The organism is Actinomadura barringtoniae (genome assembly GCF_017573505.1).
Lineage (GTDB): Bacteria > Actinomycetota > Actinomycetes > Streptosporangiales > Streptosporangiaceae > Spirillospora > Spirillospora barringtoniae.
This window is the reverse complement of sequence record NZ_JAGEOJ010000002.1, coordinates 112,506-135,168: the sequence shown is the minus strand read 5'-3', so window position 1 is coordinate 135,168 and position 22,663 is coordinate 112,506. Positions and strand designations below refer to the sequence as shown.

Here is a 22,663-nt window from a genome sequence, read left to right as displayed (position 1 = left end):
AGGCGTAGTTTCCTGCGCGCGACCGGCGTGACCGGCACCGTCACGCTCGCCGCCACCGCCGCCACGGCCGTGCCCGCCGCGTCCGCGACGGCGGCGACCGGCGAGTTCACCGCCGAGGAGTCGGCGATGGTGCTGCAGCTCGCCCGCGCCGTCGCGGTCTTCCCGGTCGCGTTCCCCGAGTACTGGGAGTCGGGCCCGGCGACCGGCCGAGCCACGAGCGCGCGGATGGACACGGCGACGAACGGGCTGCCGACCGCCCGCGCCGAGCTGGCCCGCGCCGGTGCGCGGCGGCTGATCACGGCCGGGCTGCCGGGCGTCACCGGGCAGCGCTTCCTCGACGGAGTCGCCGAGCAGACCGGGAAGCAGGCGCCCCCGGACCTGGTCGCGGTCGTGGCGCTGGCCGTGTCGGTCATCTGCGAGCACTTCGCGCCTGACGACGATTGGATCGCGGCACAGTGGTGCAACGTCGTCCGCGGCGCCCATGACCTGGCGGCCCAGCGGCGGCGGCCGTGAACAGGCGCGATCTCGCCGCCGTCGCGGCCCTGCCCGCCGTCGTGGCCGCCCTCATGTCCGTTCCGGCTGCGCGGGCGGAGGCCGGGCCGGGCCCGCAGGGCCTGGCGGTCGCCGCCGCCGAACGGCTGATCGCCACCCAGCCCGCCCGGATCCGCCGGTCGTCCCGGGACGGGTTCGTGCGCCAGGACGTCGTCTCCGGAACGTCCGGCCTCCAGTACGTCTCGTACGAGCGGACCTACGCGGGCCTGCCGGTGATCGGCGGTGACTTCGTGGTCGTCACCGACGCCGGGGGCACGGTGCTCAGCACGTCGGTGAACCAGGCCGCCGTGCTGTCAGCGCCGACCACCCCGAAGATCACACCGGCGGACGCGACCCGGGCGGCGCAGGCCAAGGCCGCGCAGGTCAAGGCCGGTGACGTCGCCGGCACCTCGGCGCCGCGGCTGACCGTGCTGGCCACCGGGAGCGGCCGTCTCGTCTACGAGACCACGGTCCACGGTGGCGGGCGCGGCGCGGCGCCCACCACCGTGCACGTCCTGACCGACGCGCGCACGGGTGCGACGGCGGGCAGCTGGACGGGCGAGGTCAGCGACGCGCTCGGCTCGGCGAACACCCACTACAGCGGCACGCAGAACATCGAGGCCACGTTCGACGGCACGCAGTACGGGCTGTACGACGCGACCCGCCCCGGGCTGCGCTGCGGCGGCATGGACGGCCGCACGTTCGTCAGCCCGGACAACGCCTGGGGCGACGGCAGCGCCTCCAGCCTGGAGACCGCGTGCGCGGACGCGATGTTCGGCGCCGAACGCGAATGGGACCTGCTCCGCGAGTGGTTCAACCGGAACGGCTTCGACGCCCACGGCCGCGCGTTCCCCGTCCGCGTGGGCTGGGACCAGTCCAACGCGCACTGGCTGTCGGACGACAGGCGGGTGGAACTCGGTCGTGGCGGCACCGGCTGGCAGGCCTCCATCGACGTCGTCGCCCACGAGTTCGGCCACTCGGTCTTCAAGTACACGCCGGGCGGCGACGAGCACTACAACTCCGAGAAGCAGGCGCTGAACGAGTCGACCGGCGACATCCTCGGCACGCTCACCGAGTGGTACGCGGGCGTCCCGGCCGATCCGCCCGACTACATGATGTTCGAGCAGTTCGGCTCGGCGGACCGCTACATGTGGAAGCCCTCGGAGAAGGTCCGGAGCGGCGTTCCCGACCCCGACTGCTACAGCGACTCGGTCACCGGCATGGAGGAGCACACCGCCGCCGGACCCCAGAACCACTGGTTCTACCTGCTGGCCGAGGGCTCCAAGCCCAACGATCCCGCGCACGGCAGGCCGAACAGCCCCACCTGCGACAACAGCACGATCACCGGCCTCGGCCGGCGGAAGGCGGCGACGATCTACATGGAGACGCTGAACCGCAAGCTCAGTTACTGGGACTACCCGACCGCGCGGTTCTTCTCGCTGGAGGCGACCGCGCAGCTGTACCCGAACTCCTGCGCCGAGTGGGAGACCGTCCGCGCGGCATGGAACGCGGTCGCCGTCCCGGCCAAGGGACAGGAGCCGCTCGACTGCCCGAACGCCTCCCGGGTCCGCGGATGAGGCGCGAGAGCGCGGCCCTGGCGGCCGCCGGTCTGATCGTCGCGTTCACCGCCCCCGTGGCACGGGCCGAGCCTGCGCCGCGCACGCTCGCCGTCAACGCCGCAGACCATCTCATCGCCACTCAACCGGGCCGGATCCATCGTTCGCCCCACGATCAGATCAGGCGGCTGGGCGTGGTGTCCGGAGCCCGCGGCACCCAGTACGTCGCCTACGACCGGACGTACGCGGGCCTGAAGGTCTACGGCGGCGACTTCGTCGTGGTCACCGACAAGACGGGCCAGGTGACCGATGTCAGCGGCGGCCAGTCCGCGCCGCTGTCGGTCGCCACCGCCCCGAACGTCACGGCCGCCGCCGCGCTCACCACGACCCGCACCAGGACCCGCGGCCTGAAGGGGCTCGCGGTGTCCGTGCAGCCCCGGCTCGTCGTCCTGGCCGACCACGACCGCCAAGGTGGTCGGCTGGCGTACGAGACCGTCCTCGCCGGAACCCGGAGCGGGATGCCCAGCCGCCCGCACGTGCTGGTGGACGCCCAGACCGGCAAGGAGCTGATGCGCTGGGACGAGGTCCTCGCCGACTCGACCCCGGCCAAGGGCACCGCGAACACCTTCTACAACGGGCCCCGCATCATCGACACCACGTTCTCCGGCCGCAGCTACGGCCTGTCGGACCCGCTGCGGCCGGGCGTGCGCTGCGGCGGGATGGACGGCCGCACCTACTCCGGCACCGACAACGTCTGGGGCAACGGCAGCGGTACGGACCTGGAGACGGCCTGCACGGACGCCATGTACGCGGCGGCACGCGAATGGAACATGCTGCGGGACTGGCTCGGCCGCGACGGGCACGACGGGGAAGGACGCGGATTCCCCATGCGGGTCGGCTTGAACGACACCAACGCCTACTGGGACATCGGCTACGCCGCGTTCGGCCACAACAGCGCCGGCACCAAGCAGGCGACCGCGATCGACGTGATCGCCCACGAGCTGGGTCACGCGGTCTACCAGCAGACGCCGGGCGGCGCGTTGGGAACCACCGAGACCCATGCGCTCAACGAGTCGTCCGCCGACATCTTCGGCACGCTGACCGAGTGGTACGGCGATTCGCCGCCGTCCCCGGACACCCCGGACTACCTGGTCGCCGAGCAGGTCGACCTGGTCGGTCCCGGCCCGATCCGCAGCATGTTCAAGCCGTCCCAGCTCGGCGACCCCGACTGCTTCTCCGCGGACGTCCCGTACATGGAGCCGCACGCGGGCGGCGGCGTCCAGAACCACTGGTTCTACCTGCTGGCGGAGGGATCCAATCCCGATGACGCCGCGCACAACAGGCCGAACAGCCCCACGTGCAACGGCAAGCAGGTGAAGGGCGTCGGGATCCGGCACGCCGGACAGATCTTCATGGAGACGCTCAATCGCAAGTTCCAGAACTGGGGCTATGCGGACGTGCGCCGTGCGTCGCTGGAGGCGGCGCTCATCTGGGCGTCCACCGACGGCTGTGCCGGATACAAGGCCGTGAAGGACGCGTGGGACGCGGTGAACGTGCCCGCTCAGGCAGGAGAGGCCCAATGCTGACGAAGAACCAGCCGCGGCCGCTCACCGCGCGGCAGCGCACCACCCTGGAGCGCGGCAAGCGGACCCTGCTGACCACCGTGCGCACCAACCCCGACTGCACGGCGGTGGCGTACGGGTTCCGCCGCCGAGGCGGCGCGGTGACGGGCGAGCCCGTGGTCATCGTGTCGGTGGCACGCAAGCTTCCCCGCGATCAGGTCCCCGCTGGCCGGCTCGTACCCGGCACGGTGACCGTCGGTGGCGAGCAGCACGGCGTCGACGTCATCCAGGCGGCCCGGTTCGAGCTCAGCGGCTCGGCGGCGGCCTCGGCCTCGGCCAAGGCCGCCGCCGTCGACCCGATCGGGGACGTGATCCGCCCGGTCCGGCCCGGCTGCATGATCACGAACAACCCGACCACGGCGGCGGGCACGGCCGGATGCGTCGTCATCGACAAGACCGACGGCACCCTCTGCCTGCTGACCGCGGGCATCGCCCTGGGCTCGCGCACCGGTGCCGGGCCCGGCGGCCAGGTCCTCCAGCCGAACGGCCAGAACTTCATCGGCAAGATCAAACGCATCACGACCCTGCGCACGGACCGGGTCAACACCGTGGACGCGGCGCTCGTCGAGCTGCCCGGGCAGATCGGGGCGACCGAGCTGATCGCGCTCGACCTCATGGCGCCGCTCACGCCCGCTCACAAGATCGTCGGCTTGCACCTGTACACCGCCTCGGACGGCTCGGCGCTGTACATGCGGATCGAGCGGGTGCTCCAGGAGATGAACGTCCAGCTGCTGAACTGCCCGAACACCGACGTGATCGGGCAGTCCACCTTCGGCGCGAACGTCGAGAAGGTCGGGGCCGCGAGCCGCTACACCTCCAGCGTGATCGTCGGCATGGGCGCGACCCCCGTGCAGATCGGCGACACCTACTACAACTTCGACGATCTGGTGCAGGTCGACAACGGGTTCGTGCTCGCGGGCGACCAGGGCGCCGCCGTGCTCCTCGGCGGCAACGGCAACGTCCGCGTGCCGTCGGACGGCTGAGGCCCGAGAGCTGACAAGGGACGGTCATGAAGCTAGAAGCACAGCATCTGCCCGGACTGCGGCAGGCCAAGTCGGGCCTGCTCGACGACCTGCGCGCGCATCCGGACGTCACCACGGTCGGGTACGGCTTCCGCAGGCGCCGCGGCGAGATCACCGACGAACCCGTGGTGATCGTATCGGTGGCCAAGAAACGGCCCCAGGGCTATGTCTCGACGAGGCGCCTGCTGCCTGCCACCGTGCATACCGAGGGCCGCGCCTACGGGATCGACGTCATCCAGGCCGCGCGATTCACCTTCGATGACCCGGCGGCGCAGGCGGCGGACGATCCCACCATCAGCGGGCGGTTTCGCCCGATGCTGCAGGGCTGCCGTCTCGGCAACCCGAGCGTCGGGTCGTCCGGGACCTTCTGCTGCCTGGTCATCGACAAGACCGACGGCAAGCTGTGCGCGCTGACGACCGGCAGGGCCGTGGGCTTCGGGAAGGGCGGGGGCGTCGGCGACTCCATCGCCCAGCCGTACGGGTCCAAGGATCCGGCCGATCAGATCGGCACGCTCAAGCGTTTCATTCCGATGGTCGGCCCTGACAATCCCGACGTCCTCAACCGGGTCGACGCCGGGCTCGTCGAGCTGAAGCCCGACCTCGGGATCAGTACCCGTATCGCGCTGGGGTTGATGGGCGACAAGCCCATCTCCGCGCAGCACCAGATCGTGGGGATGCTGCTCGCCACCTCGAGTGACGGCTCGGCGCTCTACATGCGGATCGAGCGGGTGCTGGCCGACCTCAACGTCAAGCTGCTGAACTGCCCCAACGAGGACGCGATCGGCTTCTCCGACTTCAACGACAACGTCGAGAAGGTGAGCTCGTTCTCCAAATACACCTCCCGGCCCATCGTGGCGATGGGGGTGACTCCGGTCAGAGTCGATGGCACTCGCTACTACTTCGACGATCTGGTCCAGGTAGACCTGGGGTTCGCGAGCCCGGGCCCCGACCACGGCGCCGCCGTCCTCCTCGGTGGGAACGGCAATGTCGGCGGCCCTTACCTCCCGGCCCAGTGCCAGCTGCTGTCGACCGTTCAGGGGCTCTACGACCTTCCGGTGACGCAGGACCAGGCGCTGGTGGACAAGGCGCGCGACGGTTTCCTGACGAGCAGCAAGGTCGGCCGGCTGCTGATCCGCGCCACGTACGCCAACCTCGACCTGATCACCGAGCGGGCCAAGCGAGCGGCCGGGAGCAGCGAGAAGTCGGGGGCCGGCCAGTACTACACGCTCTACCACGACCTGTTCACCAGGATCATGGCCGATCCGGAGCACTCGACCGAGAAGATCCAGCAGAAGTACCTGAACGACACGTTGATGGCGCTCAACGGGCTGGGCCAGTTCCAGCGGCTGCTGCCGGCCGAGGTCACCGGGTTCCGCGCGCTGTACGCCTCGGTCCTGTCCAAGACGGTCGGGATGGGCTACAACGAGCTCCTCGCCTACATGAACGATCCGGCCGTCTACGACAAGGTCTACACCGGGCTGAAGAACATCACGACCCTCGACATGATCGCGCCGGGTCTCGGTGACTGATCTGCCGAGGGCGCGGGACCGGATGCAGGCCCGGCTGGCCGAGCTGGCCGCCGGGCTGCCCGAGCCGCTCGGCGGGCCGGCCAGGGAGCTGGCCGGCAACCCGGGCAAGTGCCTGCGGGGCACGCTGCTGGCCGCGTGCGCCGGGTTCGGCCCGCCCGATCCTGAACGCACGGCGGGCCTGGGCGCGCTCGTCGAGCTGATCCACCTGGCGACGCTCATGCACGACGACGTGATCGACCGGGCGGCGCAACGGCGCGGCCGTCCCGCCGCCCACACGGTCGTGGGCGGCGACGTCGCGATGCTGTCCGGCCTGGCGTGCCTGGCGCTCGCGGGCACCCGCGCGGCCGACGAGGGTCTCGAGCTTGCGGTGAGCCGAACGGTGTCGGAGCTGGCGTACGGCGAGCTGCTGGACGTCGAGCGGGCCTTCGACACCGGCCTGCCGCTGCCCGACTACGAGGAACTGATCGCCCGCAAGACCGGGGAGCTCTTCCGGCTCGGCTGCGCGCTGGGCGCCGCCGTGGCCGGGCTGGACATCGACGCCGTACGCGCTCTGGGTGACTTCGGGATGGGCTTCGGCATGGCGTTCCAGATCCTGGACGACTGCCTGGACCTTGACGGTGCCTCCTCGGGCAAGCCGCTGGGCACCGACCACCTGCTCGGCCTGTTCGGGGCGCCGACGCTGTGCGCGTTGCGCCGCGACGGTTCGGGTGAGCTGACCGAACTGCTGCTGTCACCCTCGTTCGGCATCGGCGACCTGCCGCGGCTGCGCCTGCTGGTGGCCGAGCGGGGAGGCCTGGCGGAGGCGTACGAGCTGGCCGCACGGCACCGGCGGCGTGCCATGGAGATCCTCGACGGGATGCCGTACGGCCCCGCGCGGCGAACGCTGGTCCAGGTCGCCGATTCGGCATGGAGTCCGGCGGCATGACCGGGGTCTTCGTGGCGGGCTGCGGTCCTGCGGGCGCGGTGACGGCGCTGGCCCTGGCCGCACGCGGCGTGCCGGTGACGGTCGCGGATCTGCCGCGGCCGGATGAGGGCGACCACGACATCGTGCTCACCGGCCCGGCACTGCAGGCCCTGGACACGCTGCCGGGTTGGGATCGTTCGCTCGTACGGCCGCTGGACGGTCTGGAGGTGCGGTTCGGCTCGGGGGAGGGGGAAACCTACACCGGGCTCGGCGGCGGGGTGTGCGATCGTGCCGACCTGATCGCCGCGCTGCGGCGGTTGCTCGACGCGGCCGGTGTACGGCTCGTCTCAAGCGAGGTGACGGCCGTGCATCCGGGCGGTGCCGTGCTGGCCGGTGGCGACGCGATCGCGGCCGATCATGTCGTCGTCGCCTCGGGCGGCAGCGGACCGCTGACGCCCGAGCCTGCCTCGCACGCCACCGGAGTCGTACGGGCCAGGCGCTACTTGGGCGACATCGGACCGCGGATGCGGCTGTGGTTTCCCACTCCGGAGAGCAACTCGCCAAGGGCGCAGCCAACGCCGGTCTGGATCCTGCCCGGCACGGACGGCACCTGCACCGTGGCGGCCGCTCGGCTCGGCGGGACACCGCCCGACCTTCCCGAGCTCCTCACCGCGATGGGGCTGGGCGCGCTGCGACCGGCCGGTCCGGAGGCCACGGGCCTGGTGAGCGGGGCGTTCACACCTGACCGGGCCCTGCATCACGGCGCGCTGCTGGTCGGGGACGCGGCAGGGCTGGTCAATCCGTTCACCGGAGAGGGGCTGAGTTACGCGATCCAGAGCGGTTTGCTGGCGGCCGAAGCCATCGGCGCGCACCCGGGCGAACCCGAGGCGGCACGCGAGGACTACAGGGGCGCCCTCGCCCGCGCGTTCGTCGGCTACTTCGAGAGCGCGCGGCACGCCTCACGCCGCTACCACCTGGCCTGGCGGATCCTGGCGGCGACCTCCGGCAGCCCGCATCCGTTCTATGCCAAGGGGCGGCGGGCCATCCTGCTGCCCGGCGGCCTGGCCGGGCTCGGGAGCGAGGACGAGCCGTCGCTGCCGGGCGGTGAGGAACTGGTGCTGCTGCCGTTCCTGGCCGCGTGCGACGAGGTCTCGGTGGCGACCGTACGGAACGAATGGCCGTTCCTGGCGCGGCTGGCGATCACCGGGGCGACGCGCCGCGGGCTGCGGCCCGCGACGCTCTTCTTCGCCGCCATGGCCGCTGCGGGCACCGTGCCGAAGGTCGAGTACGCGCCCGTGGGGGCCGCGATCGAGCTGGCCACCCTGGGCGCGCTCGCCTTCCTCGGCCCGCCGGCCCGGCCGTCGCCCGGTGCGCCGCGCGGCGTCGACTGGGCCTCGGCGACCACGGTCCTCGCGGGCGACTTCCTGCTCGCCCAGGCCTCCAGGCTCGTGGCCGAGTCGGCGCCCGAGGCGTCCTGGGCGTTCTCGGAGTGGCTCGGCGAGCTGACCAGGCTGCGCGCCGAACGCCTCGACCCCGACCGCCCGGCGGAGGCGGCCGAGGTCTTCGCCGCGCTGCTGGAGTTCCCGGCCCGGATCGGCGCCACCCTGGGAGGCGCCGATCCGGCCACCGTTCACGCCGTACGGAACTTCGGAGGCCAGTGCGGCCGCGCACTCCTGCACGCCGAGGACATCCTCGCCCTGCGAGGCGAACGGACACGCCTCGACATCACCCTGCCCGCACTCCTCGAAGGCCGGGTCAGCGCGCTGCCCGGCCTGCTGGGAGAACCCGAGCTCACCGTCGCCGACCTGGAGACCGAGCGCCGCCGTTCAGCAGCCCTGACCGCCGCCGCGCAGGCCTGCCGGCACGCGCGCGACCTGGCCCAGAAGGCGGCCAGCGAGGTGCCCTCGGCGGTGGCGGCGACCATCCTGCGCGAGTTCGTGGCCACGGTCGCCGCCCCCTCCGGCTGAGCGCCCCTGCGTCAGGGCTGGCAGGTGACCAGGAGCAGGGTGACGACCGTGCACTGGACGGTCGACACGTCGTTGCCCGGCGTCGGGTCGTGCGGGCTTGAGGCGGTGCGGGTCGCCGTGAACGTGTAGGGCACGCCGATGTTCAGCAGTCCGAGCGGGACACTGAACGACGAGCTCGAGCTCGAACCCACGGCGATGTGACCGAACGAGCAGGTCACCTTGCCCGCGGCGGGCGTGCAGCCCGATCCGGAGGTCCCGGGCGGAAGCGTGGTGGTGACCTGCGCGGAGTTCAGGTCGGCCGGGCCGTTGCCGGTCACCTTCACCGTGAAGTCGATGCGCGGGACCAGGATGCCCAGGCGCGGCGCCGCGGTCAGCCGGACGGCGGCGTCGGCATCGGTGATGACGTTCAGGGTCGGGCCGTCGAAGGGGAACGTCCCGTAGTTGCTGCCCGAGATCGCTCCCTGCAGGACCTGCGCGCCCGCGGTGGCGCCGGACGCGACCTTCAGTGTGAAGACCACCGTGGCCGAGCCGCCGCCCGAGATGCTGCCGACGGGCGCCTCATAGCCGACGGGGTCGCTGCCGTTGTTGAACGTGGTGCAGGGGCCCGTTCCTCCCGTGCAGCCCTCCAGGGTGGTCTGCGAGGTGAGGGGGCCGGGGTTGCTGAGCAGCTGGGCGTGGGCGCCGAGGATCGTGAAGCTGTGGACGTTGGTGACCTTCACGGTCACGGTGACGGTGTCGCCGGGCGAGGCCGTCGTTCTGGAGGCGGTGACCTCCACTTCGGGCGGATCCGCCAGCGCCGGTATGGAGAGCCCGCAGAGGATGAGGGCGGCGCTGGCGAGCAGGCACAGGCTTCTGAGGAACGGTCTCATCGGTGACCCTTCGGCGCATGGATTCGGCTACCGCCAGTAGTAGAACGTGTCCGGAGAGCTGCGTCTGCACCGTGGCCACAAGCGGAAGGGGAGCCCCCTCAGGCCTCACGCGGATTTCGGAGTCGCAGCAGGCGGCGGGCGTTGGCCATGAGGTGGCGGCGCAGCGATTCGTCGTCGAAACCGTCCAGGCGCTGGCCGGTGGCGGCCGCCATGAGGGCGCCGCTCGCCATGACCGCCGCCACGAGCATCTCGGGTTCGGGGTCCGGGCCGGCGAGCAGGTGGAAGACGCGCCGTTCGATCGCCTGCATCTCGGGCGTACCGCGGAGCATGTCGAGGATGGCCGGGTCCGACTGGAGGAGGCCCGTGAGGTCGCGGTTGGCCACGACGAGGTCGACGATGCCCGACAGCACGGCCTCGGCGCGGGCGGTCCGGGTGCGCTTGCGCTCAGCCAGGTCGGTGAGCTGGGTGAGCCGGTCCAGCGCGGGGGTGATGAGGGCGCGGACGATGTCGTCCTTGGTGTGGAACTGGTGGTAGACGGCCGCCTTGGTGACGCCCATCTCGTTGGCGATCATCTGCAGCGAGGTGCCGCCGACGCCGTGCCGGGCGAACAGTTCCAGGGCCGCGTGCAGAACCCGCCGACGGGCCTCCCCAGGCCGGCTCCGCTGGGTCATCCGCCGATCTTAGCAACGCGCCGAGGTAGCCGATCGGCTAGCCGGAAAATAGCCGATCGGCTATCTTGCCATCGAGTAATCGGCTACTTATCCTACTGGTCGGTAACCAGTGATGGAGGAGTGTCGATGGTGCGAGAGACCGTGTGGAGCCGGCGCGGCCTGCGGGTCCTGTCGGTGACCGGCGCGGCGGCGGTGCTCGCCGCGTCCGGAGTGCCAGGGGCGGCCGGCGCGTCCGCGAGCCCCCGGGAGGTGTCCCGTGGCGTGACGATCCCGCCGTTCTACGACCCGCCCAAGCACCTGCCGAAGCAGAACGGCGCGCTGATCCGGACCGAGCCGCTGCCGCTCGCGATCACGCTGTCCGACACCAAGGGGCCCTTGCCCGGCCGCGCCACCCGGCTGATGTACAAGTCCACCGACGCGAACGGCGGGCCGGTCGCCGTCACCGGCGCGTACATCGAGCCGACCGCCGCGTGGAAGGGGCGCGGCCCGCGTCCGCTGGTCGCGCTGGCCGCCGGAACGCAGGGGCAGGGCGACCAGTGCGCGCCCTCGCTCGCCCTCCAGAACCCGATCGCGTTCAACGGCCAGACCATCAGCGTCGGCTACGAGGACATCGGGATCTACCGGCTGCTCAGCGAGGGCGTCGCGGTCGTGGTCACCGACTACATCGGGCTCGGCACGACCGATCGCGTGCACACCTACGTCGAGCGGTTCGACCAGGCGCACGCGGTGCTCGACGCGGTCCGGGCCGCCTTCCGCCTGCGCGGCACGTCGCTGCGCGCCGGGTCGCGCGTCGGCTTGTACGGCTACAGCCAGGGCGGCGGCGCCACGGCGTCGGCGGTCGAGCTCCAGCCTCGTTACGCTCCCGAGCTCCACTTGTCGGGCACCTACGCCGGTGCGCCGCCGGCCGACCTCACCGTGGTCCTCAAGGGCACCGAGGGCAGCGCGCTCGCCGCGGCCGCGGGCTGGTCGATCAACGCGCTGACCCGCACCTACCCGGCCCTCAAGCGGGTCGTCGACGCGCACATCGCGGCCAAGGGGCGTGCGGCGCTGAAGGACCTGTCGACCATGTGCGTGGGCGACGCGATCTTCGGCTACGCGTTCGCCACCAGCAAGCAGTGGACCACCGACGGGCGCTCGATCTCGGAGGTCATCGCCACCAGCCCGGTCGCGCGCAAGGTCCTGGCCCGCGAGCGCCTCGGTTCGCTGAGGCCCGCCGGCCCGGTCCGCGTCACCACCGGCGTTCAGGACGACCTCGTCGTGCACGCGCAGTCGCGGCGGCTGGCCGTCGACTGGTGCGCCAAGGGCGCGAACGTCACGTACGTGCCGGTCAAGCTCCCCAACCTCGGCAACAAGATCCTCACCAACCACCTGGCGCCGCTCCTCACCGACCAGACGGACGCGATCGCCTGGCTCACCGACCGCCTGAACGGCAAGCCCGCCGCCGGCACCTGCGCCTCCCTGCCCCGCCAGCCCTGACCCGCCCCCGACCGGCCTGCCCCGCCGCACCCCCAGGAGTGTCATGTCCGCGATCCCTCGCCGTACCGTCCTTGCCTGTGGCATGGCCGCAGGACTGTCACCCCTGGGGGCGGGGACCGCCCGTGCTCGGGCCCGGGTGCGCGGGAGCGTGCGCGTGCGCCGGGAGAAACGCCGCCTGGTCATCGTCGGCTCGGGCTTCGGCGGCGGCGTGGCGGCGCTGCGATTCGCCCAGGTCGGCGTTCCCTCGCTCGTGCTGGAACGTGGCATCCGCTGGCGCACCGGGCCGAACGCCTCGACGTTCCCCACGGCCGCGAACCTGGACGAGCGCGCGTTCTGGATGGGACTGGCCCCGGAGATCTTCGGCATGCCCGTACCGCCGCACGACCCGTACACCGGCCTGCTGGAGCTCGTCCGCGGGGAGGGCATGAACATCGTCTGCGCGGCGGGCGTCGGCGGCGGCTCCCTCGTCTACCAGGGGATGACGCTGCAGCCCACCCGGGAGCTGTTCGAGGCCACGATGCCCAAGGGCATCGACTACACCCGCATGGCCGAGGTCTACTACCCGCGGGTGGCCCGCATGCTGGGGGTCCAGGCCGCGCCGGACGAGGTGATCGGCAGCCCGACCTACCTTCCCTCGCGCATCTTCAAGCGCCAGGCCGAACGCGAGGGCTACGCGGTCTCCAAGATCCCGATGCCGATCGACTGGACGTTCGCCCAGCGCGAGCTCAGGGGCGAGATGAAGGCGTCGTACACCAACGGCGACTGCGCGCTGGGCGTGAACAACGGCGGCAAGCACTCCGTCGACGTCACCTACATCGCCGCCGCCGAGGCCACCGGGCTCGTCGAGGTCGCGACGCGCCACAACGTCACCCGCGTCGCCATGAATCCCGACGGTTCATGGAACGTCCACGCCGACCGCATCGCCACCGACGGCACCGTCCTGGAGAAGAAGGTCATCACGGCCGGGGCGCTGGTCATGGCCGCCGGGACCGTCAACACCACCCGCCTCCTCATGCGGGCCGCCGCACACGGCGACATCCCCGACCTGCCCGACGGTCTGGGCTCGGGCTTCGGCACGAACGGCGACCGCATCTACACCTGGACCGACTTCGCCGACGACTTCGGCACTCCACAAGGGGGTCCGGTCGTCTACGGCAGCAAGGAGTGGGACGACCCCGCCACCGCCAACACCCTCATCCAGGCGTCCCTGCCGCCGCTGCCCGCCAACCTGCGTTCCACCATGCTCGTCGGTTACGGCATCAGCGAGGGCCGCGGGCGCTTCGTGTACGACCCGAACAAGGACGACGCCGTCCCGCACTGGCCGTCCAACGGCGACGCCACCCTCTACCAACGCATCCAGCAACGTGCGGAGAAGATCGCCGGGCCGTCGTCCCTCCTCCTGGACACCAACTCCGTCGTCCCCTCGACCTGGCACCCGCTCGGCGGCGCGCCCATGGGCACCGTCTGCGACCTGGACGGCCGGGTCCAAGGCCATCGCGGCCTCTACGTGCTGGACGGCGCCCTGGTCCCGGGCAGCACCGCCGCCTGCAACCCCTCGATGACCATCGCCGCCCTGGCCGAACGAGCCTGCACCCAGCTGGCCGTCAACGACGTCGGCAAGGCCATCTGACCATCAGCCGGTCTTGGACGCGCCGACCTGCTGCTGCGGCTGCGCGAGTCGCACAACCCTGAGGTCGCCGCCTGCTGCGATCGCATCGTCATGCTCCACGACGGGAGGCTCATCGGAGACGAGGCCCTGGAGACCACCGGCGGCGACGCTCTCTTCGACCGCGTCAACCGCCGGACGTGACCGGGTGGCCGGCGGCGCGCCCTCGGTTTGCAGGGCCAGGGCGGCGGCGCCGTAGAGGCCTGCGTTCCTGCCCAGCGTCGTGCCGGTGACGGTGATGTCCTGGAGGAAGTCCATGCCCGCCCGGGTGGCCAGGGCCCGGCGCAGGGGCGACAGGAGGAGGTCGCCGGTCGCGGCGACGCCGCCTCCGATCACCACGTCGTGGACGTCCAGGACGGCGGCGGTGTTGCAGATGGCGGTCGCCAGGGCGTCGGCGGCACGGTTGAACGCGGACAGCGCGGTGATGTGGCCGGAACGGGCGCCGGCCGCCAGGTCGAAGGCCGTCTGGCCGTTCCAGCCGTGGGCGCGTGCCCAGCGGACCATGCTCGGGCCGCTCGCGATGGTCTCCAGGCAGCCGCGGGCGCCGCACGGGCAGGGCTCGCCGTCCCGGTCGATGATGACGTGACCGATGTGCCCGGCGTTCCCGGTGGCGCCCAGGAGGGGATCGCCGTTCAGGACCAGGCCGCCGCCGATGCCCGTGGAGACGACGATCCCGAGGAGGGACGAGACGTCGTGGCCGCCGAGCCACCACTCGCCGGCGGCCATGCACTGGGCGTCGCCCGCCAGGAACACGGGCAGGTCGGTGGCCCGGTAGACCGTGTCGACCAGGGGGAAGCCGCGCCAGGCGGGGATGTTGACGGGCGAGACCGTGCCCGCCAGGACGTTCAGCGGACCGGCCGAGCCGATGCCGACCGCCGTGAGGCCGGGGACGGCGAAGTCGGCGACCAGGTCGCCGAGGGTGGCGGCCGGGTCGGGGCCGATCGGGCGCTCGGCGTGGGCCAGCAGGGCGCCGTCCGGAGTGATGTGCGCGGCGGCGAACTTCGTCCCGCCGATGTCGAGCGCGAGAGTGATCATGGCCGTCCTCCGGAGGGGGCGAACCCCGATGGTGCCGGACGGACCATGAGCGGGCGATGAAGGCTCGCGGGCAGGGCCAGTTCGCCCTGGTTGAGGACGCGGGGGTGGAAGTAGCAGGCCTGGATCTCGGCGTTGGTGTTGTTGCCGCGCAGCTGCTCCGACCACAGCATGAAGTACGTCCAGCGGGTCTGGCTCTCCAGCAGGGACGCGTTCGGGACCTTGCCCATCTCGGCGATCGCGATCGGCTTGGAGCCGGCGATGTTCTGGATCTGCTGGTAGTCGGCCTGGCTCGGGTAGTTCTTGTACCAGGCGTCGAGGCTGACGACGTCCACGTACGAGGAGCCCGGGTAGTAGGAGGACCAGCCGCCCGCCGGGTTGTCCTGGACGTTCCAGACCCAGATCAGGTTGGTGAGGCCCTTGCCGAGCAGGTAGTCGTGGGTGATCTGGTAGAGCCGGGCGCTGCCGGAGGAGCCCGGTCGGTGGCCCCACCAGTTCCACGACTCGTTCATCTCGTGCAGCGGGCGGAACAGCACCGGGACGCCGGCGTTCTTGAGCTGGGTGAGGTAGGGGACGGCCTCGTCCAGGCGGCGCTTCCACGCGGCGTTGAGAGCGGTGCCGTCGGTGACGATCTGCCTGAACTGGTCGTCGGAGATGCTCGTCTTCACGCCGCCGTCGAACTGGCACGTGCTGCCGCCGGTCGGGGTGCAGACGTGCCAGGTGAACGCGACCAGCGAGCCGTGCGACCACTCGAGCTTGGCCTGGTCGATGACGCGCTGCCGGTTCGCGACGTCGGCGGGCAGGAACATCAGGTCGCCGCCCCACAGGCCCGGGTACTGGCCGGTGACCGCCTTGACCTGCGCGGTGTACTGGCTCGGCTGGTCGGCGGGCTCCTTGTTGTGCTGGCCCGAGACGACGTAGCGGCCGGTGATGGAGTTCAGGTAGTTGAGGACGACCTGATTGGAGGACGCCGGGAAGGCGTGGGCGGGCGCGGGTGCGGCGGTGAGGGCGAGGGCCGCCAGTCCGGTGGCGAGGACGGCCTGGATTCTGCGCATGCGGATCGAGTGCACGGTTCCTTCTCCAATCGGTGCTGTCCCCCGAGGCTTGGGTGCTACGTCTCGTTCACGGTGAAGAGGGCTGCGCGGAGCGCGCCGGGAGTCAGGTCGGAGAGGCTGACGCCGGTCACCGTGAGGGTGCGGGTCTCGCCTGGCAGGAGCGTCATGAGGCCCGTGTCGGCCTGGGCGGAGGGCGCCAGGCGGTCGGCTTGAAGGAGCAGGTCGCGGACGAGGGTGCCGGCGGTGACGGCGAGGGTGAAGCCGTCGGCGGCCGGGGCGGGAACGAGGGTCATCTCGGCGGGGGGATAGGCGAACTCGTGGTCCTCGCAGTCGAGCGCGATGTCGCGGAGCTCGCCCGCGTCGGCCACCAGGAGCTCGCGGTGGCGGTCCTTGATCTCGGTGGTCACGGGGAACGTGGCGACGGAACGAGGCGGGACCGTGAAGGCGATCGTCTCCTCGGCGAGCGCTGTGCCGTCCACCTGCAGCCGCCGGACGTTCGCGTTGCCGGCCCAGGGCTCGGGCGACTGGTTGTCGACGGCCAGAACGCGGGCGCCCTCGCGGGTCTGGAAGGTCAGCAGGCGATCCGCGTAGAGGCGGCGCAGCTCGTGGTAGAGCGGCTTGAGGCGTCCCGCGCCGTCGATCGCCGCCCATGACGTGACCGGCCAGCAGTCGTTCAGCTGCCACACGACCGTGCCCGCGCACACCGGCCAGTGGGAACGCCAGTGCGCGACGCCGGTGGCGATGGCCCGGGCCTGGTTGACCTGGGTCAGGTAGTGCCAGTCGTCGAAGGTCGCCGGTGCGGAGAAGTGCTGGGCGAGGCCGCGGTTCAGCTTGCCGTTGCCGTCCTCGGCCTTCTGGTGATGGAGAACGCCCGGCGAGTCAGGGGCGAGGTCCTCGTCGGGAAGGGCTTGGCGCAGGGTGGCGTAGGCGGGCGGCGCCTGCCAGCCGAACTCGGCGGCGAAGCGGGGAACGTCCTTGAGGTAGTCGGTGTAGTCGCGGCGGTTCCACACTTCCCAGAAGTGGGAGGTGCCGTGGGCGGGGTCGTTGGGGTGGTGGTCCCATGAGCCGGACCAGGGACTGCCCGCGTAGTAGGGGCGGGTCGGGTCCAGTTCGGCGACGATCCGGGGGAGCAGCCCGAGGTAGTAGCCCTCACCCCAGCTGTCGCCCGCGAGCTCGTCCTCCCATTGCCAGTCGCGGAAACCCCAGAGGTTCTCGTTGTTGCCGTTCCACAGGACGAGGCTTGGGTGCGGCATGAGGCGGACGACGTTCTCGCGGGCCTCGGCCTCCACCTCACCGCGCAGGGGCTGTTCCTCGGGGTAGGTGGCGCAGGCGAACAGAAAGTCCTGCCAGGCCAGCAGTCCCAGCTCGTCGCAGGCGTCATAGAAGGCGTCGTCCTCGTAGATGCCGCCGCCCCAGACGCGCACCAGGTTGACGCCCGCTTCGGCCGCCTGGCGCAAGCGATGCCGGTAACGGTCAGGGGTGACGCGCGCGGGCAGGGCATCGTCGGGGATCCAGTTCACTCCGCGTGCGAAGACGGGCGTTCCGTTCACGGTGATGGTGAACGCGGTGCCGTGGGCGTCCTCGTTCTGGTCCAGCCGTACGGAACGGAAGCCGATCCGGCGCTCCCACACGTCCAGCTCGGCGCCCGTCCCGGCATCGGCGAGGACCACACGGCAGGTATAGAGCGGCTGGTCGCCGTAGCCGCGCGGCCACCACAGAGCCGGGTCGGGCACCTGCACTTCGGCGGTCGAAGACGTCGATCCGGCGGGGACGCGCGTGGTGGCGAGGACACCGTCGACCTCCAGGGTGACCAGGAGGGGACGAGCCTCGCCGGGCTCGGTCCGTTCCACCGCCAGGTGCGCCTCGACCCGGCCGACGCCGTCCGCGACGGTCACCAGCGGCCGTACGGAGGCCAGCCGCGCGGTGTTCCAGCTCTCCACCCGGACCGGACGCCACATCCCGGCGGTCACCAGGGTCGGGCCCCAGTCCCAGCCGAAGCTGCACGCCATCTTGCGGATGTAGTTGAACGGCACGGGATAGGCGTTCGGCCGCGGGCCGAGCCGTTCCCGCAGCGCCTCGGCCTCGGTGTACGCCGAAGTGAGGAAGACCGACAGCGGGGTGCCCCCGCGTGCGAGCCCGGTGACGTCGAAGCGGTAGGAGCGGTGCATGTTGCGCGTCCGGCCGAGCTCGACCCCGTCCAGCGTCACGGTCGCGACCGTGTCGAGGCCCTCGAAGACCAGGTCCGTCTGCTCGCAGCCCTCCGGAACGTTCGGCAGGACGGTGTCGTAGCGCCAGTCGGCGCGCCCGACCCAGGCCACGTCGAGCTCGTTGCGCCCCGCGTACGGATCCTCGATCAGCCCGGCGGCCAGCAGGTCGATGTGGGACGACCCGGGAACCGTGGCGGGGATGCTTCCGCCGTCGGCCAGGTGAAGGGTCCATCCCGAGGCGAGGGGCGTGCTCTGCTTGCTCAACCGTGACTCCTTATCGAGTGGCGCCGGAGGACAGGCCGTTGTAGATGAAGCGCTGGAGGGCGATGAAGACGACCAGGCTCGGCAGGATCACCAGGGCCGCGCCCGCCGAGATGACCTCCCAGTGCGCGCCGAACGGCCCCTTGAAGCGGAACAGCGACGTGGAGACCGTGCCGAGGTGGTCGGAGGGCATGTAGAGGAACGGGATGTAGAAGTCGTTGTAGATCGCGACGCCCTTGACGATGACCACGGTCGCGATCGCGGGCTTCAGCAGCGGCAGGATGACGCGCCAGTAGATGGTCAGCGAGTTCGCGCCGTCCAGCCGCGCCGCCTCGTCCAGCGAGATCGGGATGGAGCGGATGAACTGCAGGAAGATGGAGATGGACACGATGTCGGTGCCCATGTAGAGCAGGATCGGCGCCCACCGGGTGTTCATCACGCCGAGCTCGCTGACGACCTGGAAGGTCGCGACCTGGGTGGTCACGCTCGGCACCAGCGCGGCGACCAGGAACAGCGCGAGCACGAGCCGCTTGCCGGCGAAGTCGAACCGGTCGATCGCGTACGCGGTCATCGAGCCGATGAAGACCGTTCCGGTGAGCGAGAACACCAGGATGAACGAGGTGTTCCACAGCGCCCGGAGCATGTGGCCGTTGCTGAAGGCGACCCGGTAGTTGTGCAGGTTGAACCAGTGCCCGGGCGCCGACAGCGGGCTCGGGTCGGCCGCCATCTCCGCGCCGGTGCGCAGCGAGGTCAGCAGGACCGCCAGCAGCGGCACCACCACGACGGCGCTCGCCGCGACCAGCGACACGTACTTCAGGCACGTGGCGAGCGCGCCGCGGAGGGCCGGCGCCCGGCGGTCGGCCGCGGCGTGCCGGGGACGGGCGGGCACGGTGATCGCCCTCATGTGAGCCGCACCTTCTCGTCGGGCACCAGGAGCCGCTGCAGCCAGGTCGCGAGCAGGACGATCGCCAGCAGCACGACGGCCGCCGACGACGCGAGGCCGACCTTGTTGAAGGTGAACGCGAGCTTGATCGTCTGGATGACGAACGTCTCGCTGTTGTTGGAGCCGCCGGTCATGATGAACGGGATCTCGAAGACCGAGAGCGCGCCCGACACCGCGAGGATCGCGCTCAGGCTGATGATGGGCCTGATGCCCGGCGCGATGATGTAGCGGAACTGCTGCCACCGGCTCGCGCCGTCCAGCTCGGCGGCCTCGTACAGCTCCGGCGGGATCGACTGGATCGCGCCGATGAACAGCACCATGTTCAGGCCCATGAACCGCCACACCGAGACGCCCGCGAGCGAGGTGTTGACCAGGTCGGGATCGCCGAGCCACAGCTGCGGCCCGACGCCGAACGCGCCGAGGACCGAGTCGAGCGTCCCGCCGGGCTGGAAGAAGTAGAGGAACACGAACCCGATCGCGACGCCGTTGATCAGGTAGGGGAAGAACAGGATCCCCTTGAACAGGTTGCGGAAGCGGGTCTGGAAGCTCAGCACTGTCGCGAAGTACAGCGCCACGACGATCTGGACCGCCGCGCCCGCCAGGTAGAAGAGGCTGACGGTGAAGACCTGGAAGAGCTGCGGCCTGCTGAACAGGTCCACGTAGTTGTCGAGTCCCACGTAGTCGCGCGTCGGGCTGAGCCCGTCCCAGTCGGTGAAGCTGTAGAGGAGCATGTTCACGACGGGGATGTAGGTGAACGCCACCAGCAGGACCATCGGCGCGAGCAGGTAGGGCCAGGCGCGCAGGCCGGCCAGGAACCGCATGCCGTCAGCCGCCGATCGTGCCCTGGGCCTCGGACCACTTGCCGTTGAGATCCTTGAAGACGTCCTGGAGGTTCCCCTTGGCGGCCCCGCGCGCGACGTCGACGATGCGCTGCGGGTAGTCCTGGGCGTTCAGGCCGACCTCGGACGCCTTGTCGATGTCGTTGACCTGGGTGTTCTTGGCGTAGCTGAGCTGGATGAACCGGACGCCCTGGTCCTTGAACGGCTGCAGGCTGGACGGCAGGGGAGTGCCCTTGACCGAGGAGATCGACAGGGACTTCTGCGCGTCGCCGGACTTGTTGATGTACCAGTCGATCCAGGCGCGGGCGGCGGGCTTGGCGTTGCTGTGCGCGTTGATCGCGTACTGGTAGTCGGGCCGGACGACGGTGCAGAACGCGCCGTTCACCTGCTGGGGGAACGGCATGAACCCGATGTCGTCGGGGTTGCGCCCGGCCTTCTGCGCGGCCTCGCGCATCTGCACCACGGCCCAGGAGCCGAGCCACATCGTGGCGATCTTGCCGGTGCCGATGAGGTTCTTGGAGTTCTCCCAGTTGGTGGTGTTGGGGTCGGCCTCCGACAGCTTGTCGTGCACGATGTCGTGCAGGAGCGTGTCGACGACGTTCAGGTCCTGGCCGGCCGCCCAGGGCTCCTTGGTCGAGACGAGCTTGTCGTTGGCGGTGGAGTCGCAGCTCGGCGAACCGAGGGCGTTGCCCCAGTTCGTCATCGGCCAGCCGTCCTTGTAGTTGGTGTAGTACGGGGTGGCGCCGGTGCGCGCCTTGATCGCCTTGAGGTCGTCGAGGAACGCGGCGGTCGTCGTCGGCCAGGCGGTGATCCCGGCCTGCTTCCAGACCGCCTTGTTGTAGACGAAGCCGTTGGCGGTCTCGATGTTGGAGATGCCGTAGACCTTGCCGCCGACCGTGGCCTTCTCGGTGAAGTCGTACTTCTTCGACAGCTCGCCGGCGGTGCCGAGCGGGGAGAAGAACGAGGGGTACTGGCTGGTCGGCACGGCGTTCGGGATGGACAGGACGTCGCCGTAGTCCTTGCTGTTCATGCGGATCTTGACGTCGCCCTCGTAGTCGGTGAGGCCCTGGAACTCCACCTTGACCTTGGGGTAGATCTTGTTGAACGCCGCCGCGTAGCCCTTCAGCGTGCCGTCCTGCACCTGGTCGGTGCGGTTGGTCAGCACGGTGATCGATCCGGTCACCGTGGCCGGGTCGGTGGGGACCGGCACGACACTGGAGTCCTTGGATCCGCCGCCGGTCCCGCCGCAGGCGGTGAGGCCGAGTGCCAGGGCCGTCGCCGCCGCCGTCCCTGCTGCTGTCACGCGTGTTCCTCGCACGGCATACCACTTCCTCAGGCTGGGGCGGGTTGTGAGGTTGAACGTTGCATCACGGGATGGCAGCGTCCAATGCCCAGGAAGCTAAGGGCGTGCTACGAGAGTGTCAATAGATTTACTAAAACGAATTAGTTCGCTGCGCGCCCGGTGGAGGACCGGGGGACCAGGCTGGGCGACTGCGTCGCGTGCGAGGGATGGCCGTCGCCCTGCATGACCTCGAACAGCGCCCTGGTCACGTCCGCGCCGAAGGAGTAGACGTCGTGCTGCATCGCCGACAGCGCGGGCCGGGTGAGCTGGCAGAGCTGGGAGTCGTCCCAGGCCAGCAGCGACAGGTCGCCCGGCACCGACAGGCCGAACTCGTCGGCGACGCCGAGCGCCGCGACCGCCATGATGTCGTTGTCGAAGATGATCGCGGTGGGCCGTTCGGGCGCCAGCAGCAGGCTCCGGCAGGCGCGTCCGCCCTGGTCGGGGGAGAAGTCCGCGACGGCGGTCGTGCCCTGGATCCCCAGCTCGGCGGTCACCCGGTCGAACGCCTCGGTGCGGATGACCGAGTGGCCGAGTTCGGCCGGTCCGCTCACCCGGCCGATGCGCCGGTGCCCGAGCGCGGCCAGGTAGCGCACCGCCTCGCCGATGGCCGCCGCGTCGTCGGTCCACACCGACGCGAACGGGCCCGCGAGCGAGGGATGGCCGACGACCACCGCGGGCAGCCCGATCTCGGCGAGCGCGGGGATCCGCGGGTCGTCCACCTTGAGGTCGACCAGGATGCTGCCGTTCACCCGGCCGCCCTGCCACCACTCGCGGTGGACGTCGATCTCCTCGTCCGCCTCGATCACGCGCAGCAGCAGCGAGCACGAGCGGCGGCTGAGCACGCTCTCTATCCCGGAGATGAACTCCATGTAGAACGGCTCGAGGCCGAGCAGCCGCGCGGGCCGGGCGATGGCGAGGCCGACGGTGTGCACCGCGTGCCCCGACAGCGAGGCGGCGGCCAGGTTCGGGCGCCAGCCGAGCTCCTCGGCGGCCTTCATGATGCGCTTCTTGGTCGAGGCCGAGACGCCCGGCCGGTCGTGCAGCGCGATCGAGACCGCCGACGGCGAGACGCCGGCCCGCGCCGCGACGTCCTTGATGGTCGCCCTGCGCTCCTTGCCGGCCGAACCCGTCTGCGTCACAGCGACGACCGCCTTCTTGTCACGTCCCCGAC

Annotated in this window: 18 protein-coding genes; 9 read left to right on the top strand and 9 right to left on the bottom strand. The window is 70.9% G+C overall.

Annotation, left to right across the window (positions count from 1 at the left end; genetic code table 11):
* Nucleotides 1-27: 27 nt before the first annotated feature.
* Genes J4573_RS04505 through J4573_RS04475 form a run of 7 tightly spaced genes read left to right on the top strand, consistent with a single transcriptional unit; the run spans nucleotide 28 to nucleotide 9,131 of the window.
* Nucleotides 28-513 (top strand): hypothetical protein, encoded by a 486-nt coding sequence (locus J4573_RS04505; RefSeq protein ID WP_208253951.1) that lies wholly within the window; start codon nucleotides 28-30, stop codon nucleotides 511-513.
* A complete protein-coding gene (locus J4573_RS04500; protein ID WP_208253950.1) occupies nucleotides 510-2,108 on the top strand; it encodes a M4 family metallopeptidase in 1,599 nt (532 codons plus the stop codon). Before J4573_RS04505 ends, J4573_RS04500 begins: the two co-directional genes overlap by 4 nt.
* Complete coding sequence (locus J4573_RS04495; RefSeq protein ID WP_208253949.1) at nucleotides 2,105-3,673, top strand: M4 family metallopeptidase; 1,569 nt, start codon at nucleotides 2,105-2,107, stop codon at nucleotides 3,671-3,673. Before J4573_RS04500 ends, J4573_RS04495 begins: the two co-directional genes overlap by 4 nt.
* Complete coding sequence (locus J4573_RS04490) at nucleotides 3,667-4,692, top strand: hypothetical protein (protein WP_208253948.1); 1,026 nt, start codon at nucleotides 3,667-3,669, stop codon at nucleotides 4,690-4,692. The genes J4573_RS04495 and J4573_RS04490 overlap by 7 nt, the downstream gene beginning before the upstream one ends.
* Before the next feature lie 26 nt (nucleotides 4,693-4,718).
* On the top strand, nucleotides 4,719-6,260 hold the full coding sequence (locus J4573_RS04485) for a hypothetical protein (RefSeq protein WP_208253947.1): 1,542 nt from the start codon (nucleotides 4,719-4,721) through the stop codon (nucleotides 6,258-6,260).
* Nucleotides 6,253-7,185 (top strand): polyprenyl synthetase family protein, encoded by a 933-nt coding sequence (locus J4573_RS04480; protein ID WP_307796494.1) that lies wholly within the window; start codon nucleotides 6,253-6,255, stop codon nucleotides 7,183-7,185. The genes J4573_RS04485 and J4573_RS04480 overlap by 8 nt, the downstream gene beginning before the upstream one ends.
* Complete coding sequence (locus J4573_RS04475; RefSeq protein ID WP_208253946.1) at nucleotides 7,182-9,131, top strand: hypothetical protein; 1,950 nt, start codon at nucleotides 7,182-7,184, stop codon at nucleotides 9,129-9,131. The genes J4573_RS04480 and J4573_RS04475 overlap by 4 nt, the downstream gene beginning before the upstream one ends.
* A gap of 11 nt (nucleotides 9,132-9,142) precedes the next feature.
* Here the strand turns inward: J4573_RS04475 and J4573_RS04470 are convergent, their stop codons facing one another.
* A complete protein-coding gene (locus tag J4573_RS04470) occupies nucleotides 9,143-10,000 on the bottom strand; it encodes a DUF11 domain-containing protein (protein ID WP_208253945.1) in 858 nt (285 codons plus the stop codon).
* Nucleotides 10,001-10,098: 98 nt separating this feature from the next.
* Nucleotides 10,099-10,671, bottom strand: coding sequence for a TetR/AcrR family transcriptional regulator (locus J4573_RS04465; RefSeq protein WP_208253944.1), 573 nt, complete (start codon nucleotides 10,669-10,671; stop codon nucleotides 10,099-10,101).
* A 126-nt stretch (nucleotides 10,672-10,797) separates the two neighbouring features.
* Here J4573_RS04465 and J4573_RS04460 point away from each other — a divergent pair, with 126 nt between their 5' ends.
* Nucleotides 10,798-12,147 (top strand): lipase family protein, encoded by a 1,350-nt coding sequence (locus J4573_RS04460; protein WP_208253943.1) that lies wholly within the window; start codon nucleotides 10,798-10,800, stop codon nucleotides 12,145-12,147.
* A 154-nt stretch (nucleotides 12,148-12,301) separates the two neighbouring features.
* Nucleotides 12,302-13,777, top strand: a complete 1,476-nt coding sequence (locus J4573_RS53640; protein ID WP_307796493.1) for a GMC oxidoreductase — start codon at nucleotides 12,302-12,304, stop codon at nucleotides 13,775-13,777.
* 3 nt (nucleotides 13,778-13,780) lie between these two features.
* Here the strand turns inward: J4573_RS53640 and J4573_RS04450 are convergent, their stop codons facing one another.
* The 7 genes from J4573_RS04450 to J4573_RS04420 all read right to left on the bottom strand — a co-directional run bounded on the left by J4573_RS04450 (nucleotide 13,781) and on the right by J4573_RS04420 (nucleotide 22,631).
* Nucleotides 13,781-14,848: an ROK family protein gene (locus J4573_RS04450; protein WP_208253942.1), complete on the bottom strand. Its 1,068-nt coding sequence runs from the start codon at nucleotides 14,846-14,848 to the stop codon at nucleotides 13,781-13,783.
* Nucleotides 14,845-15,915 (bottom strand): glycosyl hydrolase, encoded by a 1,071-nt coding sequence (locus J4573_RS04445; RefSeq protein ID WP_208253941.1) that lies wholly within the window; start codon nucleotides 15,913-15,915, stop codon nucleotides 14,845-14,847. The genes J4573_RS04450 and J4573_RS04445 overlap by 4 nt, the downstream gene beginning before the upstream one ends.
* A gap of 41 nt (nucleotides 15,916-15,956) precedes the next feature.
* Entirely contained in the window at nucleotides 15,957-18,371 is a 2,415-nt protein-coding gene (locus J4573_RS04440) for a glycoside hydrolase family 2 protein (RefSeq protein WP_208253940.1), read from the bottom strand.
* Between the two features lie 10 nt (nucleotides 18,372-18,381).
* Entirely contained in the window at nucleotides 18,382-19,272 is an 891-nt protein-coding gene (locus tag J4573_RS04435) for a carbohydrate ABC transporter permease (protein WP_208253939.1), read from the bottom strand.
* Entirely contained in the window at nucleotides 19,269-20,132 is an 864-nt protein-coding gene (locus J4573_RS04430) for a carbohydrate ABC transporter permease (RefSeq protein ID WP_208253938.1), read from the bottom strand. The genes J4573_RS04435 and J4573_RS04430 overlap by 4 nt, the downstream gene beginning before the upstream one ends.
* A 4-nt stretch (nucleotides 20,133-20,136) precedes the next feature.
* Nucleotides 20,137-21,453 (bottom strand): ABC transporter substrate-binding protein, encoded by a 1,317-nt coding sequence (locus J4573_RS04425; protein WP_208253937.1) that lies wholly within the window; start codon nucleotides 21,451-21,453, stop codon nucleotides 20,137-20,139.
* Between the two features lie 140 nt (nucleotides 21,454-21,593).
* On the bottom strand, nucleotides 21,594-22,631 hold the full coding sequence (locus J4573_RS04420) for a LacI family DNA-binding transcriptional regulator (RefSeq protein ID WP_208253936.1): 1,038 nt from the start codon (nucleotides 22,629-22,631) through the stop codon (nucleotides 21,594-21,596).
* Between the last annotated feature and the right edge of the window lie 32 nt (nucleotides 22,632-22,663).

What these genes read in the sequence shown, in the direction of transcription:
- J4573_RS04485 (WP_208253947.1), top strand. Translation starts at nt 4,719, where the DNA reads ATGAAGCTAGAAGCACAGCATCTGCCCGGACTGCGGCAGGCCAAGTCG.
- J4573_RS04435 (WP_208253939.1), bottom strand. Translation starts at nt 19,272, where the DNA reads ATGAGGGCGATCACCGTGCCCGCCCGTCCCCGGCACGCCGCGGCCGAC.
- J4573_RS04450 (WP_208253942.1), bottom strand. Translation starts at nt 14,848, where the DNA reads ATGATCACTCTCGCGCTCGACATCGGCGGGACGAAGTTCGCCGCCGCG.
- J4573_RS04460 (WP_208253943.1), top strand. Translation starts at nt 10,798, where the DNA reads ATGGTGCGAGAGACCGTGTGGAGCCGGCGCGGCCTGCGGGTCCTGTCG.
- J4573_RS04495 (WP_208253949.1), top strand. Translation starts at nt 2,105, where the DNA reads ATGAGGCGCGAGAGCGCGGCCCTGGCGGCCGCCGGTCTGATCGTCGCG.
- J4573_RS04475 (WP_208253946.1), top strand. Translation starts at nt 7,182, where the DNA reads ATGACCGGGGTCTTCGTGGCGGGCTGCGGTCCTGCGGGCGCGGTGACG.
- J4573_RS04470 (WP_208253945.1), bottom strand. Translation starts at nt 10,000, where the DNA reads ATGAGACCGTTCCTCAGAAGCCTGTGCCTGCTCGCCAGCGCCGCCCTC.
- J4573_RS04490 (WP_208253948.1), top strand. Translation starts at nt 3,667, where the DNA reads ATGCTGACGAAGAACCAGCCGCGGCCGCTCACCGCGCGGCAGCGCACC.
- J4573_RS04465 (WP_208253944.1), bottom strand. Translation starts at nt 10,671, where the DNA reads ATGACCCAGCGGAGCCGGCCTGGGGAGGCCCGTCGGCGGGTTCTGCAC.
- J4573_RS04430 (WP_208253938.1), bottom strand. Translation starts at nt 20,132, where the DNA reads ATGCGGTTCCTGGCCGGCCTGCGCGCCTGGCCCTACCTGCTCGCGCCG.